Annotated in this window: 14 protein-coding genes; 1 reads left to right on the top strand and 13 read right to left on the bottom strand. The window is 40.2% G+C overall.

What is annotated here, in order from left to right; genetic code table 11:
* Positions 1-4 precede the first annotated feature (4 nt).
* The 10 genes from FD961_RS01640 to FD961_RS01595 form a co-directional block, all read right to left on the bottom strand.
* Positions 5-1,297: a lipopolysaccharide biosynthesis protein gene (locus FD961_RS01640; RefSeq protein ID WP_215393835.1), complete on the bottom strand. Its 1,293-nt coding sequence runs from the start codon at positions 1,295-1,297 to the stop codon at positions 5-7.
* The gene (locus tag FD961_RS01635; RefSeq protein ID WP_215393834.1) at positions 1,297-2,163 is read right to left on the bottom strand and encodes a class I SAM-dependent methyltransferase; all 867 of its coding nucleotides are present in this window, start codon (positions 2,161-2,163) and stop codon (positions 1,297-1,299) included. Before FD961_RS01635 ends, FD961_RS01640 begins: the two co-directional genes overlap by 1 nt.
* Positions 2,164-2,272: 109 nt before the next feature.
* On the bottom strand, positions 2,273-2,485 hold the full coding sequence (locus FD961_RS01630; RefSeq protein WP_371817165.1) for a UDP-N-acetylglucosamine 2-epimerase: 213 nt from the start codon (positions 2,483-2,485) through the stop codon (positions 2,273-2,275).
* A 162-nt stretch (positions 2,486-2,647) separates the two neighbouring features.
* Entirely contained in the window at positions 2,648-3,538 is an 891-nt protein-coding gene (locus FD961_RS01625; protein ID WP_215393833.1) for a transketolase family protein, read from the bottom strand.
* Complete coding sequence (locus FD961_RS01620; RefSeq protein WP_215393832.1) at positions 3,531-4,337, bottom strand: transketolase; 807 nt, start codon at positions 4,335-4,337, stop codon at positions 3,531-3,533. Before FD961_RS01620 ends, FD961_RS01625 begins: the two co-directional genes overlap by 8 nt.
* Complete coding sequence (locus FD961_RS01615; protein WP_215393831.1) at positions 4,334-5,398, bottom strand: NAD(P)-dependent oxidoreductase; 1,065 nt, start codon at positions 5,396-5,398, stop codon at positions 4,334-4,336. The genes FD961_RS01620 and FD961_RS01615 overlap by 4 nt, the downstream gene beginning before the upstream one ends.
* 13 nt (positions 5,399-5,411) lie before the next feature.
* Complete coding sequence (gene rfbG / locus FD961_RS01610) at positions 5,412-6,494, bottom strand: CDP-glucose 4,6-dehydratase (RefSeq protein ID WP_251371302.1); 1,083 nt, start codon at positions 6,492-6,494, stop codon at positions 5,412-5,414.
* Positions 6,485-7,261: a glucose-1-phosphate cytidylyltransferase gene (gene rfbF, locus FD961_RS01605; protein ID WP_215393830.1), complete on the bottom strand. Its 777-nt coding sequence runs from the start codon at positions 7,259-7,261 to the stop codon at positions 6,485-6,487. Before rfbF ends, rfbG begins: the two co-directional genes overlap by 10 nt.
* A 155-nt stretch (positions 7,262-7,416) precedes the next feature.
* The gene (locus tag FD961_RS01600; protein ID WP_215393829.1) at positions 7,417-8,592 is read right to left on the bottom strand and encodes a hypothetical protein; all 1,176 of its coding nucleotides are present in this window, start codon (positions 8,590-8,592) and stop codon (positions 7,417-7,419) included.
* Positions 8,593-8,689: 97 nt separating this feature from the next.
* The gene (locus tag FD961_RS01595) at positions 8,690-9,925 is read right to left on the bottom strand and encodes a hypothetical protein (RefSeq protein ID WP_215393828.1); all 1,236 of its coding nucleotides are present in this window, start codon (positions 9,923-9,925) and stop codon (positions 8,690-8,692) included.
* A gap of 600 nt (positions 9,926-10,525) precedes the next feature.
* On the opposite strand from FD961_RS01595, the gene FD961_RS01590 reads away from it, so the two are divergent.
* Positions 10,526-11,527 (top strand): hypothetical protein, encoded by a 1,002-nt coding sequence (locus tag FD961_RS01590; protein ID WP_215393827.1) that lies wholly within the window; start codon positions 10,526-10,528, stop codon positions 11,525-11,527.
* Between the two features lie 10 nt (positions 11,528-11,537).
* Here FD961_RS01590 and FD961_RS01585 read toward each other — a convergent pair whose 3' ends face one another.
* The 3 genes from FD961_RS01585 to FD961_RS01575 are packed head-to-tail and all read right to left on the bottom strand — an operon-like array spanning position 11,538 to position 15,191.
* Positions 11,538-12,506 (bottom strand): GDP-L-fucose synthase, encoded by a 969-nt coding sequence (locus FD961_RS01585; RefSeq protein ID WP_215393826.1) that lies wholly within the window; start codon positions 12,504-12,506, stop codon positions 11,538-11,540.
* A 16-nt stretch (positions 12,507-12,522) separates the two neighbouring features.
* Entirely contained in the window at positions 12,523-13,650 is a 1,128-nt protein-coding gene (gene gmd, locus FD961_RS01580) for a GDP-mannose 4,6-dehydratase (RefSeq protein ID WP_215393825.1), read from the bottom strand.
* 59 nt (positions 13,651-13,709) lie between these two features.
* Positions 13,710-15,191: a mannose-1-phosphate guanylyltransferase/mannose-6-phosphate isomerase gene (locus FD961_RS01575; protein ID WP_215393824.1), complete on the bottom strand. Its 1,482-nt coding sequence runs from the start codon at positions 15,189-15,191 to the stop codon at positions 13,710-13,712.
* Between the last annotated feature and the right edge of the window lie 93 nt (positions 15,192-15,284).

Here is a 15,284-nt window from a genome sequence, read left to right as displayed (position 1 = left end):
TTTTTTATATAAATTCATTTCTTCTTCTCTCTGAAATAAACTTTTTATAATACATCACTGGAGACAATAATGTAAAAACTGACGTTACAATAGCAACATAAAGCCTAAATGGAATATCATCTAACCAGAAAAGTAAGTTGATTGTTATAACTCCCATTATTATATTCTCCTTAACAAATATTTCCTTATCTTTAGCCCTTAAATATATACTGATATTAGCGCAAAATGCGTTAGCCAAAAAATGTAAAGAGAAAATTAAAATAATGTATTTATCTGGAAATTTATCAAGATAGAAATTCATCAATCCTTGTCGTCTTAATAGCTCAATAAAAATATTAAAAAAAATACAGCTTAGCATAGAAAATAATAATGAATGCATGAAGCATTTGTTGAAAATAAAGTTAGCTTTTTCAATATGTTTATTTTTTAATAGGTTAATTAATTTTGGAATATTCGTCTGCATAAACCCATTTGAGATGCTTAATAAAAAACCTAATATTGATATTAATAATCCAACCTGCCCAGCCATAATAGCCCCGTATTTTCGAAATATAAAGGGTACGTATAATGTGAATATAAAATAGCCTGAAACCATTGTTATCATCATATTTCTCTGAAAATAATAATTTTTTCTAATGAAAATATAAAGATATCTAATGTTTATTTTTAATTTAAATATGTTCTTATTAAAACTATAAAATATTAATCCAGTGCTCAGTAAAATAGCCGATTGGTATATACCCGCAGACATTAGCCCAAAACCAAGGTAAATGCATGCGATAAATATCAGAATAGATATTAATGAAGATGTTAATTTAATAACTGATGAAACTGAAAATTTTCCAAGCCCCTCTAGGATCATGAAGTTCGGAAGTAAGTAAAAATTAAGGCACGAAGCTATTGAAAATATCACCCATGATAAATAAACATATCCATCTAAAAAATATTCATTTGTTGATGCTATGAATATAATATTTACTACAATGAAATACAACGTAGCTGTAAATAAAAAATATGTCTTTATAGCATTGCTTATATTTTTAAATATTCTATTATTTTTTACATCAATTAAATCTAAACCATAATAATTTTTTGAAATGTAATTTTGAGTTACAGTCAACATACCAAGTTCAAGAATGCCCTGAACTGCCAATATTGATTGAAAAAGGTAGTAGTACCCTAGCTCGTTCTTGCTGAAGGTGGCTGGAAGAACCGCAACAACCAATAATCCAGCAATTGCACCCCAAATTTTAAATGCTATTGTAAATATTATGTTTTTATTATAAATATTGGACACTATTCAACCATTCTTGATGCTTTCACAAGGCTTATATTTTCTCTCGATGATTTCAATGAATTATTTTTTCTAAACTTATATCCCATTATTTTCCAATATAAGGGTCCAAATAAATAATTTTTTTTAATTATTTTTCTAGCTTCTTTTTTGAATTTATAAAAATATAATTCTGTTTTTCTTAATTCTTCTTTGTTATTCCATCTATATACATAGTCACTTTGTTGTATATTATCGTGCTTAAACGTTTTGCTCTTTAACCTTGCGCTAACAAAAATGCACATTTGATTTGAACTAGAAATATTTAATCTATCTCCAAAATTCGGTTTTTTTATCCTATACCATTTATAGGGATTTGTTAAATCGACTAAGAATACAAAAAGATCTTCATAACCGTTATTCTCAGAATATAAAGAAAAAAACAGTTCCGGTGAAAATTGCCAAAATCCATGTCCGCAGAAGTTATTTGCAGGCAGTATGTGGATAACTTGCCCCCCTTCTTTTAATAATTGAGAACAATTTTTTATGGCTTGGCTAACATTAAAAATGTGCTCCAGGCTTCCTGCGTCTATTACAGTGTTGTATTGGTTATGCATACTTAGAGGTATGTCGGTGTTCATATCATGAATAAATGTTGCATTTTCATATTTGCTGTTGTCAAGAGAATCAACTTGTGACGCAGATAAATTTTTTTGTAGCATTTCTTCACAATATTTATCATCAATATAATTTTTTTTCTTTCTAAAAATATCTTCAAATTCCTGCTCATCTATTAGAAGCGATTGACGTCCAATAGTTAGGGTTTTATTAAAATCCCTTCTGTTGGATATAAATTTTAAAAATGTAAGTGCATATATATCTATTCCCATTACTATCCTTTTTATAAAACTATTGAGTTTTTAATATTTTTTCTATAACTATAAATTTATTATCAGCTTAGACTCTATCATTGACTAAGAATTTAAATTTATCCCTTACTTAATCACAGCTTAAGTATTTAAGTATTCGCCTCGTAATTCTTTCTGATGCACAGCCATCTCCACAAGGATATGAAATATTAGTCATTTCCTTATAGGCCCCAACATCAAGCAGAGGTCGATGTATTTCTCGAACAATTGCATTGCGTTCTGTGCCCTCAAGTCGAGATATCCCCATAGCAATAGCCTCTGGACGCTCAGTTTTTTCACGCATAACTAAAACAGGCTTACCCAAAGATGGCGCCTATTCCTGAATGTCTCCGCTATCAGTAAGAATCATAAAACTATTGGCGCCATCTTAATAGCTTCAGGCTTTGTGCCAAACACAATAAGTACTTTTCTCAAATTTCACATTAAATCCTGCGTATATTCCAAATTATTCAATTAACCCCCCTAACTTATTCATAACATCCTGCGATCCAACTGCCCCACACACAACTGGATCAAGCGCATAACTGCTAATTCTTTTTAAAAAATTTGGGGCATCTAATAAAGATTCCAACATCCACGATGAGAACCCTCCATCTCGCAGATGATCCTCATAAACCTTTACATCATCGAATAGCTTAACTTGCTCAACTTGATATTTTTTACACTCCATACCCCACAAAGGCATACTAAAAAGATAATCGTGAGAGTATTCTGAATTTTTCTTGAGACGGCGATGGGCTATCTGAAGAGCATACCCAGTAGCTAAATGAGCTCTAGTGGAATCATCGTTTCCCGCATGAATCAACTTCCATTTTCCGGGGGATAAAATGGGAACTTCTTTATGCAACAATGCTTCGCCAGCTTTATTTAATCTTAAATAAGAAGGTTGGGGATTATTAATTAAATATCTTAAACAACCCCGCACCTCTAGTGGATCCCCTGGTGATGCTATCAACATATTGGGCATCGCTCTGATTAATGCATAGTCCTGAACTGCGTGATGCGAATAGCCCAACGCCCCATAAGACAATCCACCACCAACCGCAACAATAGTCACCGGCAGATTATGGTAAGCAACATCATTGCGAATTTGCTCAGCACAACGAAAAGTTGGAAAATTTGCAATGGAATACACAAATACATGATAGCCCTCTGATGCCATTCCAGCCGCTAAGCCCATCATGTTTTGCTCCGCAACTCCAGCGTTTATAAATCGCTCCGGAAACTCTTCCGCAAATGGCTCAATAACCGAATATCCCAAATCCCCTACGATTAGCGCTATAGCCGGATGCTGACGAGCAAGCTGAACTAATTCATCTATAAACGCGTTACGCATTCTCTAGCTCCTGCATTGCCAATAGAAGCTGATCGTCTGAGGGAGATTTGTAATGCCACTCAACCCGATTTTCCATAAAAGAAACTCCCTTGCCTTTCGTTGTGTGAGCAATTAAAAGGCATGGTTTACCGCCTTCCCATGACTCAATCTTAAAAGCATTACACAAAGCGACACAATCGTGTCCATCGACCTCCTGAACCGACCATCCAAAAGCTTTAATCTTATCCGCCAAAGGTTCAACTCCAAGGGTTTTCTCGACGGTCGTCAAACTTTGTAACTTGTTGTAGTCGATCACTGCGATAAGATTATCGAGATGATGGTGCGAAGCAAACATCATGGCCTCCCAGTTTGCGCCTTCGCCCAATTCGCCATCACTCAAAAGAACAAAGGTGCGCCATTTTTTCCCCATCTTTTTTGCTGCCAATGCTTTACCAACTCCAAATGACAAACCATGCCCCAATGATCCAGTGGAAAACTCGACTCCGATAACCTTATGGCTAATGTGCATCATCATGCTCGAATTATCGGTTGCATAATTCTCAAGCTGACTTTCGGGGAAAAATCTACGAGCGGCAAGCGCCGAATATACGGCCACACATGCATGCCCTTTACTCAATATAAAGCGATCTCTATCATCCCAATCGGCTCGAGATGGATCAACGTTCAAAATTCGGCCGTACAGAACAGCCAAAATATCCGAAATTGAAAGAGCGCTTCCAATATGTGAGGCCTTAGCACGATGTACCATACGAAGCGACGAGATTCTAATAACCTTCGCCAGCGCCTGAATCTCTTTCATGTATTCACCATCAAGTTTTCACGGACCCAATTTGCTGTTCGTAGAATTGCTTCGTCAAGACAAATAGGATTTGGCAAACAAAGCTCACGTCGCGCTCTGCTAACATCCGGGACATATCTTTCAATAGATTTTTCAGGATTAGCCTTTTTTGCAATTTCAATCTCTTGGGTGGATCTGCCTATAAGGTTCTTGATGCGCGAAGCTAATGCGCCAATTGACAACCCCTCTTGCCCGCCTACGTTCCAAACGCGCCCAGAGGCCCCTCGGAGAAGCATAGACCACAACCATATAACCGTATCTGCTGCGTATAAATAACTGCGAATAGGGGTGCCGTCACCGGAAATAATAATTTTCTTATTAAACAACGCATCATATATAAAATTACCGATAGCAAAATGCTTATCTAAGGGCAAATATGGTCCTACTTGTGCATAAATGCGAGCAATTTTCACTTGCAGTCCAGTCTCAATTGCTTGAGTACAAGATAGCCATTCTGATACTCGCTTTCCCTCGGCATAAGCCGAATCTAGCAAGGTTTGATCTGGCCCACCAAGATATGTTTCCGGCATACCATCCAAGTCGAAGGGATGCGGCCCATATACAGCACCTGAGCTGGTTAGTAGAAAATCCTGGGCCCCGCTAGCACGAGCGAAATCTAGAATGCGTCTTGTACCATCAACGCATGATGAAAATGTCTCAGATGGATTGTTTCTAGCAATTACATCTGTCGCACCATGAATAATAATATCTATTGGTCCAGATAAAAACTCAAAGGTGCGTATATCCCCCTGGTGAAACTCAATATTTTTTTCGCTTGCTATATAGGGCGCTTGTCTCTTAAATGCTTCAGGAAATCTACTTAAAACTTCAATTTTGCAATTTAAATCTAATCTTCGATTTGCATCAAGCAACGATGACAAAATCCACTTTCCAATAAAGCCCGTTCCACCTGTTATAAATATTCGTTTATTCAAAAAAAAATTCCACTCTGACTCAGATAGGCCAAAAAACATATGATCTAAATCGTCAACTGAAAGGCTGGGAAAAATATTTTTATCCATCAAGTAAAGTATATTAACTGTTTAGATAGATATAAATTTGGGCAAGAGTGAATTCGCGCATATCTCTTTTTTCTTTGTATGCAGTTTTCCAGTGAATAATTTTTTGTATCGCTGTTTCTAAATCCCATTTCGGTCTCCAGCCTAATTGCATATGTGCTTTGGAACAATCTAGCTTTAATAAGCCGGCCTCATGAACCTGCCCTGCATCCTCTTTTTCCCATCTTGCAAATCCACCCCATCCAGCAATCAACAAATCAATCACATCCCGAACCGAACGATTATCTTCATCTCGTGGCCCAAAGTTCCAACTAGAGGCAAAGTCTGATCCCCGCTCATAAAGCGCTTGGGCCAAAATTAAATAACCCGAAAGAGGCTCTAGAACATGTTGCCATGGGCGTGTTGCAAACGGATTTCGAATCATCAGAGACTTGTTTGCCTCAAATGCTTTTATCGCATCAGGGATTAAGCGATCTTCAGACCAATCCCCGCCACCAATAACATTACCAGCTCTAGCAGATGCAATATTATTGATTGAATCAGATTTAGAAAAATACGACTGTCGGTAGGCAGATGTGACTAACTCAGCACAGCCCTTACTATTACTGTAGGGGTCGCAACCACCCATGGGTTCGCCCTCACGATAACCCCAAACCCACTCCTTATTCTCGTAACACTTATCGGTTGTCACTACAACGGTGGCACGAATTGAGTCAATGTTTCGCATACTCTCTAAAACATGTACCGTACCCATCACATTAGTGGCATAAGTCTCTACTGGATTTACATAGGAATAGCGCACCAATGGCTGAGCTGCCATATGTATCACTACATCCGGATTTGCGCTAGACATCACTTTTTGTAAGCTTGATAAATCCCGAATATCAGCAATGTGTGATTTCTCAATCAAAGAATCAATCGCCAAAATATCAAACAAATTGGGCGTTGTATTGGGCGCTAATGCGTAACCCGTCACTTTTGCACCCATAGATGTCAACCAAAGGGATAGCCAGCTCCCTTTAAATCCGGTGTGCCCCGTTAGAAAGACTTTTTTGTCCCTCCAAAATTGTGAGTCAACTTGAGCAGGCTTCATTGCCATGACTTCCAAGGAGCCTTGCCTGAAGACCAAAGCTCCTCAAGATAATTCTTATCCCGCAAAGTATCCATTGGCTGCCAAAATCCATGATGCTGATACGCCATCATTTGTGACTCCTGTGCCAAACCCTCTAAAGGCTCACGCTCCCAGACGGTGGAGTCGTCTTTAATCAAGCTAATCACTTCGGGAGAGAGCACAAAAAAGCCGCCATTGATCATCCCGCCATCACCCTTAGGCTTTTCTTTGAATGAGGTAATGTGATGATCCGAATGTATATCGATTGCACCAAATCGTCCCGGTGGATATACAGCAGTTAAGGTTGCTTTTTTGCCATGACTCTTATGAAAACCAATGAGCTTGGTGATATTTACATCACTCACACCATCGCCATAAGTAAAGCAAAAAGCTTCTTCATCCTGAACGTACTGAGCCACCCGCTTTAGACGTCCGCCTGTCATGGTGTCAGCGCCAGTATCGATCAGAGTAATTTTCCAAGACTCAGCATATCGATGATGCACTTCCATCTTGTTGAGTGCCATATCAAACGTCACATCAGACATGTGCAAAAAATAATTTGCAAAATACTCTTTGATGACGTAACCCTTATAGCCACAGCAAATGACAAAATCATTCACCCCATGGGCAGAATAGAGCTTGAGGATGTGCCATAAAATTGGCATGCCGCCAATTTCAATCATCGGCTTAGGTTTACTTTCAGTTTCTTCTGAAATTCGTGTTCCTAAACCACCCGCCAAAATGACTGCTTTCATAAACTTTATATTCGTTGATTATTTTTCAAATGATTTTGCTAATTTGCTCTACTTTGGAAACTTGAATGCTCGACAGATTTCGACCTTTTTCAAATATAAGCACGCTAATGCCTAGCCTCACGAATTCATTTCTAATGGAGCCTCCACGTGAGACTTCACATAGTACTGCGGCTTTTTATCGATTGCCACACTTTTTGACCCAGTAGTACTAAAAGCATTAAGAACAATGCTAGTGCAAAACCACCTGAGGTCGCCTTGATCACGCCTTTTTTCCCGCTCGAAGTTGGTGCAGTGTTAGCCTCCAGCCCGTTGGTAAAGCGCACCTGAATATCCAGTAAGCGCGCATGCAAGTCATTTAAAAACTGCTCGCTATTAGAATCATTTTTAGTCAACTTTTTGCGAAGTACCGCTTCAATATCAAGCAATTGTTGATCTAGGGTTAATCCATCAAAGGTTTGATCTTGCAGGGGGAGAGCAAGTTGCAAAAATTCTTTAATCAGCGCTATTTGATCAAGACGACGCTGCAGTCGCGAGAGCGCTTCTTTAGAGGTATTGATGTCATTATTAGCGGCGATAATTTGGGTCTGCAGTGGAAGATACTTGGCGCTGGAATCTTGAGCATCAACTACTTGTTGCGCTGGTGCGTTGCCGCCTGGAAAGCGTTTATGAAGCTCCTCTAATTGACGAGCGCGTTCTTGTTGGTAGCCTATCTCGATTTGGGTGCTGGTAATTTTTTGCCGCACATCGGCATCGGTGCTCATGGTTAGACTCTCATAGCTATTGAGCATGGAGCGCAGTTGCAAGTAGGCGCTACCGGTGCGCAAAAACTTAGCGGCAGCGCGCACATTTTCGATCGATTGTTCTTTAGATGGACCTGTCGCAGTGAGCGTTAAATTGATAATAGTGGTGGAGGCAGCATCTAAATCTTTACTGATACCTGCTAAATCTTTTGTATCGGCCTTAGAGAGGGCATAAGTAGGAACAACATTTTTTTGCCACCACCGATCACTACTCATCTCTTTATAAAGGGATAATAGATTTTCTGGGGCTTTATTTTCATCAATGATTTGATCGGCTAAATTGGGCAAGCTCTTTTGCAGTATTTTCCAAGATACGAGGTCAAGGGTGTAGCTATTATTATTATTATTATTATTTAGCAAAACATAATCGGCCGAATAGTTACCCAAGACAAACCATCCAGATATTCCTAATATCGCGCCTATGATTGCACTAATGGCAAGTTTTTTCCAAGACTCTTGCAGGAAGTTAACGATATCTAAGAGTGAGATTTCACTCTCATTCGATTGGGCACTTAATTCCTGCAATGTCATAAATTACTCTCTTTTGCTTGAAGATTACCTTGTATAAAAATCTTTTTTACTTTGCGCTTCTTTTACAATCTTTCTCCGCTCATGTTTTGATTATAAATTACAGAAGGGTATCTGCGGCCTTAATATATCTTGCAATACGAACTAAATGGGCTTTATTTTTGGGTCTATAGGGCGTTAACAAAGCCGCATTTAATGCAATCAGGGAAAAAAGTATCTCAACGCCATGTTGGGAGCTGATCTCCCCCACCGTATAGAGACAAATTAAACCCACGGAGAACATGAAAACTGTAGATCGGAAATTACTTTTTGAACCTAGGGCTAAATAACCTAAGTAAACCAGAGCACTGAAAAGCAAAAAGAGGCCTGGGTATCCGAAAGCAAGGCCTATTTCGACCCAAGCGCTGTGAGTGGATGGTAAATAAGTGATGCCATTGGGATAACTTTCTTTCATAAGAATGGTAAAGGGCTGCTTTAAGACCCCAATTCCCAAAGGATGTTGGGGCATCAATACCGTTGCCCCGACAGTTGCCCAAGCTAAGCGCTCATAGGTATTAGCCTTTACCACCCGACCAGAATCATTGAGTGGGTAACCATATTTTTGCGGATCTTGCCAGTTAGAGTATTTCTGTATTTGTATTGAGGTCTTAGTATCCTCCCACATCGAAGACCAGCCCGCATTATTTTGGATGTGCTGTTTGATACCCCAAGCAGTAACTAATGCCAATCCCAAGATCAATAACAACACAACGGCCCCTCTAGCTAAACTCATACTATGTGTGCGCAATGCAGTAAAAATATTGGTCAGCATTTTTCCAATAAAGATGGCGATCAGGATTGTAACAAGCCCCACTCCATTTCGTGCATCAAAAATAAAGACATAGGCATAAAGGGCCGAGCTTAAGCCTAATAAAGTCAATATCGCAGTCAGAATCGTTGATATCCATTTTCCTCTCATAGCCGTGTCGAGCATAGTACCTAACAATCCAATAACTAAGATTGTTCCCGCCAGGACGCCGCTGATCTTTCCAGGATAGATGTAAGAAAACCAATCAACAACAAATAAACTTTTTAGCGCAATAGCCTTGGGGATGTATTGATAAAAGAGGTAGGCAAAGCTGCCCAAGATTCCCAGCCAAAGAAAATTGATTGCATTGGGTCTTTTGCTAATGGCCAAACCTGTACCTACCCCTACAATTACGGCCAGAAGACTGCGTAACCAGGTACTGATTAATTCATGGAATTGCTGCTCAGGAAAGCGAGAGAGAAAGCAGTAATGGAATATCACCCAGCAGAACATCAAGCCCAGAGGAATGAGTGGCGCGCCATTCTTCACTGTCATTTTTATTTCTTGGGATTTAAATACTGAGTAAATGTAAATAATGGATATCAGCGTACCGATCCCAAGTAATGAGTTTCGCAGGGCAATCGTACCTTTAACTGCCCAAATACCCAGGAGCACACTGCTAATCAATATCAGCGCATATCCCATGACATTCATTGTTTTATGGCTAGATTGATTCAATGTGAAATTGATATTCATATTTAATTTAAACCAGGCGCCAAGTTTTTTAGATGTTAGATTAAGCTGAAAATATCGAACCAATCTCTTGCGACTATCCGGAGGTTTATTTTTTGACCCTTAAATTAAAAGCTAATTACTTTAATGCTACTTATGCTGACGATTATGAGTTGTATAAAGCGCTATTATCTAAAATGAAGCCTGCAACCTAATTCCAATAGCATAACATTTAAGTATGTTTATATAAGCAACATTATTGGGCTAGCTTTCATACATGGGAGCTGTAAAAGTTACGCTCTAAGAACCAAAGCCCAAAAGGTTGGGTATTATGAAGCCGGGGATACGACCTACTGATTGACTGGTTGCGTCTGTAAAACGTAAACAATTATTCTCATTTTCAATTTATCGCAAGCCATGCTTAAAAAACTGCTCTTTCAATTCTTCGGCAATTTTATTAAGAAGCATGATCGCAGAAAAATCGTTGAGAAAATTCTTTATAGCGATAGTTTTGACTACTCCATAAAAAATGCCAGCTTTATAAATAGCTGGACCGCTCTGTTTGCATGTGATATCCATCCAAAAGACCCAATGGCAAGTCAAAAAGATAGTCATTATGTCGACAGTATTCCCAATCAACTAAATAGCCTTACTACCCAGGAATCGCATATTCCCACAATTTATGTTCAAACCATATGGTTGACTTATTTTTCTAAATCAGTATTGCCAAAAATTACTCAACCATTTGTACTGGTTAGTGGTGATAATGACTTGCCTGTTGACAAACACATCCTTGGAGAAGAGCTCGAAAAGATCCTGAACTGCCCATATTTAGTGAAATGGTTTGCTCAAAACAAAGATGTAGAACATCCCAAACTTCAAACTCTTCCAATTGGCATCAATCTTTATAATCTTTGGAACGACCCCTTGCAATGGGGTGGCGGTTTTATTCTTCCGGCAATGCAGGAGCTGAAACTCAAAACGATTTCTGAAAATGCTGCAGCATTTTCAGAGAGGAAACCAGAAATATTTTGTAATTGGCATTTTTCACTGGATCGCGGAGATCGTAGGCATTGCCTCGAAATAATTGATAAATCAGTTTGCTATTTTCAGCCCGCACCAACATCTGTAGATCAAACTTGGGCTCTTCAGTCTCAATATCAATTTGTGCTCAGCCCCCATGGCGCAGGTCTAGATTGCTTTCGCACTTGGGAGGCTTTAATTTTAGGCTGCATTCCGATTGTTAAAAAGGCGAGAATGAATGAGGTCTTTAAAGACTTACCAGTAATTGAGGTGGAAGACTGGGGGCAATTGAATGCTGATTTTTTAGCGAGCGCCAGATCAACGCTTGAGATAAAAGAATTTAATCTAGAAAAATTAACAATGCGCTACTGGAGAAATCAAATCCGGCAGCCCTAGCAACTCAAAATTATCTACTGCTGAATTCTAGGTACGCCGTCTTCAGACCATTTTCCAGATCAACCTTCGGAGACCAATTCAAACGATTCAGGCGCCCCGAATCCATCCACTTACGTGGCGAGCCATCTGGCTTAGTAGAGTCAAAACTAATCCTACCTTGATAGCCGGTTGCCTTTGCTACCGCAGTAGCTAACTCTGCAATGGTGACATCAGAACCATAGCCTACATTTAAATGACTTTGCATGGGTTCTGTTTGACTATCGTAAGTTGCCTTATCCAAGTGCATGACAAACACGGATGCCGAGGCCATGTCATCAACATAGAGAAACTCTCGCCTTGGAGTTCCAGTACCCCAGATCACCACTTCAGGAGCATTACTCAATTTAGCCTCATGAAAACGTCTAATGAGCGCTGGTATCACATGGCTGTTTTCAGGGTGATAGTTATCACCTGGGCCATATAAATTGGTTGGCATGACTGAGCGGTAGTCCACACCATGAGATTCACCATATTGACGGTTATAGCTCTCACACATCTTGATGCCCGCAATTTTGGCAATCGCATACGGCTCATTGGTAGGCTCAAGCTTTCCGGTAAGTAAGGCGTCCTCACCCATAGGCTGGGATGCTAGCTTTGGGTAAATGCAACTGGAGCCTAAAAACAGGAGTTTTTTAACGCCGCTTAAAAATGCGTGATGAATCACATTGTTTTGCACCATCAAATTGTCGTAAATGAATTCTGCTGGGTAGGAATTGTTTGCATGAATCCCGCCAACCTTAGCCGCAGCTAAATACACCTGATCAGGCTTTTCTATTTCAAAAAACGTTTTTACTGCCTGCTGATTGGTGAGATCTAATTCAGCATGAGTGCGAGTAATGATGTTTTTATAGCCTTTAGCCTGGAGATTACGCACAATAGCAGATCCCACCATGCCGCGATGGCCGGCTACGTATACTTTTTGATTTAAATCTGTTGGCACGTATGTAATCTTCTTTTTAGCTTTCTTTACCAACCGCTACCGAGTAACCATGCTTACTCAACAATGCATGCTGCTTAGCCTTGTCTAAGTCATTAGCCACCATCTCGACGATCATTTGATCGAGTGTGATTTCTGGAACCCAACCGAGTTTTTCTTTGGCTTTAGTAGGATCACCTAAGAGTGTTTCTACTTCTGTAGGACGGTAGTAGCGTGGATCGATTTGCACGATCACATCACCGACTTTAAGAGCTGGGGCTTTATCGCCTTCTATACTTGCTACGATGGCTTTTTCATTCTCTGCGCTACCCTCAAACTTGAGCGTAATGCCCAATTGTTTAGCGCTACGAATAATAAATTCACGCACTGTGAACTGCACACCCGTCGCAATCACAAAGTCTTCAGGTTTATCTTGTTGCAGCATGAGCCACTGCATGCGGACATAATCTTTAGCATGACCCCAGTCACGCAACGCATCAATGTTACCCATGTAAAGACATTTCTCCAGGCCCTGAGCAATATTAGCCAAACCACGTGTTACCTTGCGGGTAACAAAGGTCTCACCGCGACGCTTAGATTCATGGTTAAAGAGAATGCCGTTACAAGCATAAATGCCATAAGCCTCACGGTAATTGACAGTGATCCAATAGGCATACATCTTGGCTACTGCATAAGGACTTCTTGGGTAAAACGGTGTGGTCTCTTTTTGGGGGATTTCTTGAACTAGGCCATAGAGCTCAGAGGTAGAGGCTTGGTAAAAGCGGGTCTTTTTCTCCAGACCCAAAATACGGATGGCCTCTAACATCCGCAGCGGTCCAATAGCATCTACATCGGCAGTGTACTCAGGAGATTCAAAAGAAACTGCAACGTGAGACTGTGCGCCTAAGTTATAAATCTCATCAGGCTGACATTCTTGAATGATGCGTACTAGATTGCTGGTATCCGTTAAATCACCATAGTGAAGAATTAAATCCGGATGATTAATGTGTGGATCTTGATAGATATGATCAATCCGTTCAGTATTAAAAGAGGATGCGCGGCGCTTAATGCCGTGAACAATGTAGCCTTTTTCCAATAAAAACTCAGCAAGGTAAGAACCGTCTTGGCCAGTGATACCGGTAATGAGGGCGACTTTTTGTTTTGTCATTATTAGCTCTTCTTTATTTTTAAATATTTCTTATCAATATGATTTTGATTGGAGGGTAGTTAGCTTCTACCATAGGTGTCTTCAAACCGCACGATATCATCCTCGCCCAAATAACTACCTGATTGCACTTCAATAATCTCCAAAGGAGTTTTACCGGGATTTGCTAGACGATGTGTTTGTCCTTGAGGTATATAAGTACTTTGGTTTTCTGTGAGGACGATGACTTGGTCCCCATTGGTGATTTCGGCGGTACCTTTGACCACGATCCAATGCTCAGCCCGGTGATGATGCATTTGCAAGGAAAGGCTAGCACCTGGCTTTACCTGAATACGCTTTACCTTAAAGCGCTCGCCTTCATCGACGCTGTCATACCAGCCCCAAGGACGCGACACCTTTCGATGAAGGCTCTTCTCTTCACGCTTTTGAGCTTCAAGCTGAGAAACAATATTCTTGACGTCCTGGCTATTCTTACGATCAGCCACTAATACTGCATCAGCGGTTTCAATAATGATCAGGTTTTCAACCCCGACAGCACTGACTAAACGACTGCTTGCATGGATCAATGAATTCTTAGAATTTGTGATGAGCGCATCACCATGACTCACATTACCTTGGGCATCCTGCTTTCCGACTTGCCACACTGCATCCCAAGCACCCAAATCATTCCAGCCAGCATCTAATTCAACCATTTTGATAGGGAACCTGGATCCCGGGCATTTTTCGATTACCGCATAGTCAATGGACTCGCTCGGAATAGTTTCAAAGACTTTTTTGTCTGGGCGAATGAATGTCGCATCACCAGAATGGTCTTCGATCTTAGCCAGCCAAGCGGTTTCGGTAATACCGAGAATATCCGCACGAAACTCTTTTAAGGCTGCAAGCCATACACTAGCCTTCAGAACAAACATGCCACCATTCCAAAAGTACCCACCCTCTTGCAAATATTGCTTAGCAGTAGCTTCATTGGGTTTTTCTACAAAGCGTTCAACGGTATACCCATTCCCTGATGCAGCACCTCGTACTTTAATGTAGCCATAACCTGTTTCTGGAGCCGTAGGTGTAATGCCCAAAATTGCAATAGCGCCTTCTTTTGCAATCGCAATGCTTTGAACCAGAGCTTTTGTAAATGATGCAGGATTAGTAACCGTTTGATCTGCAGGTGTCACTACTAAAATGGGGTCTTCTGAGCTTGATCCCAACTCTTGAGCATAGAGTGCCGCTAGTGTGAGCGCTGGTGCAGTATTTCTTCCTGTGGGCTCTAGTAGTAGGGTTGCCTCAATAGATTGTGCGCCGTTTTTTAATTCACGTAATTGATCAAGCGCCAAGAAACGATGTTCCTCATTGGTGACAATGATGGCTTTGCCTACAGAGATTTCATTATTTGCAACCGTGTAAATGCGATTGATCGCCTGCTGAAAGAGGCTTTGATTTGAGTCGTCACCAGAAAGTACTAAAAATTGCTTAGGGAAGCCTGAACGGGAAAGCGGCCAAAGACGAGTTCCAGACCCTCCACAGAGAATTACGGGCAAAACTGGCGTCATAAGCAAATAACTAACCTTTTTAATAAATTGCGTGAATTGCACTTTTAAATCTTATAACCATAGATTTTATCGCTTTATGTAGGGCGAAAATCT

The sequence above is a fragment of the Polynucleobacter sp. TSB-Sco08W16 genome, from assembly GCF_018687455.1.
Classification (GTDB): Bacteria; Pseudomonadota; Gammaproteobacteria; order Burkholderiales; family Burkholderiaceae; genus Polynucleobacter.
The sequence above is the reverse complement of the archived record's forward strand: the minus strand, read 5'-3'. Positions and strand labels throughout refer to the sequence as shown.

Bases quoted from the DNA above. Each gene is read 5' to 3' on its own strand.
- FD961_RS01635 (WP_215393834.1), bottom strand. From the start codon at position 2,163: ATGGGAATAGATATATATGCACTTACATTTTTAAAATTTATATCCAAC.
- FD961_RS01630 (WP_371817165.1), bottom strand. From the start codon at position 2,485: ATGCGTGAAAAAACTGAGCGTCCAGAGGCTATTGCTATGGGGATATCT.
- FD961_RS01625 (WP_215393833.1), bottom strand. From the start codon at position 3,538: ATGCGTAACGCGTTTATAGATGAATTAGTTCAGCTTGCTCGTCAGCAT.
- FD961_RS01620 (WP_215393832.1), bottom strand. From the start codon at position 4,337: ATGAAAGAGATTCAGGCGCTGGCGAAGGTTATTAGAATCTCGTCGCTT.
- FD961_RS01615 (WP_215393831.1), bottom strand. From the start codon at position 5,398: ATGGATAAAAATATTTTTCCCAGCCTTTCAGTTGACGATTTAGATCAT.
- rfbG (WP_251371302.1), bottom strand. From the start codon at position 6,494: ATGGCAATGAAGCCTGCTCAAGTTGACTCACAATTTTGGAGGGACAAA.
- rfbF (WP_215393830.1), bottom strand. From the start codon at position 7,261: ATGAAAGCAGTCATTTTGGCGGGTGGTTTAGGAACACGAATTTCAGAA.
- FD961_RS01600 (WP_215393829.1), bottom strand. From the start codon at position 8,592: ATGACATTGCAGGAATTAAGTGCCCAATCGAATGAGAGTGAAATCTCA.
- FD961_RS01590 (WP_215393827.1), top strand. From the start codon at position 10,526: ATGCTTAAAAAACTGCTCTTTCAATTCTTCGGCAATTTTATTAAGAAG.
- gmd (WP_215393825.1), bottom strand. From the start codon at position 13,650: ATGACAAAACAAAAAGTCGCCCTCATTACCGGTATCACTGGCCAAGAC.
- FD961_RS01575 (WP_215393824.1), bottom strand. From the start codon at position 15,191: ATGACGCCAGTTTTGCCCGTAATTCTCTGTGGAGGGTCTGGAACTCGT.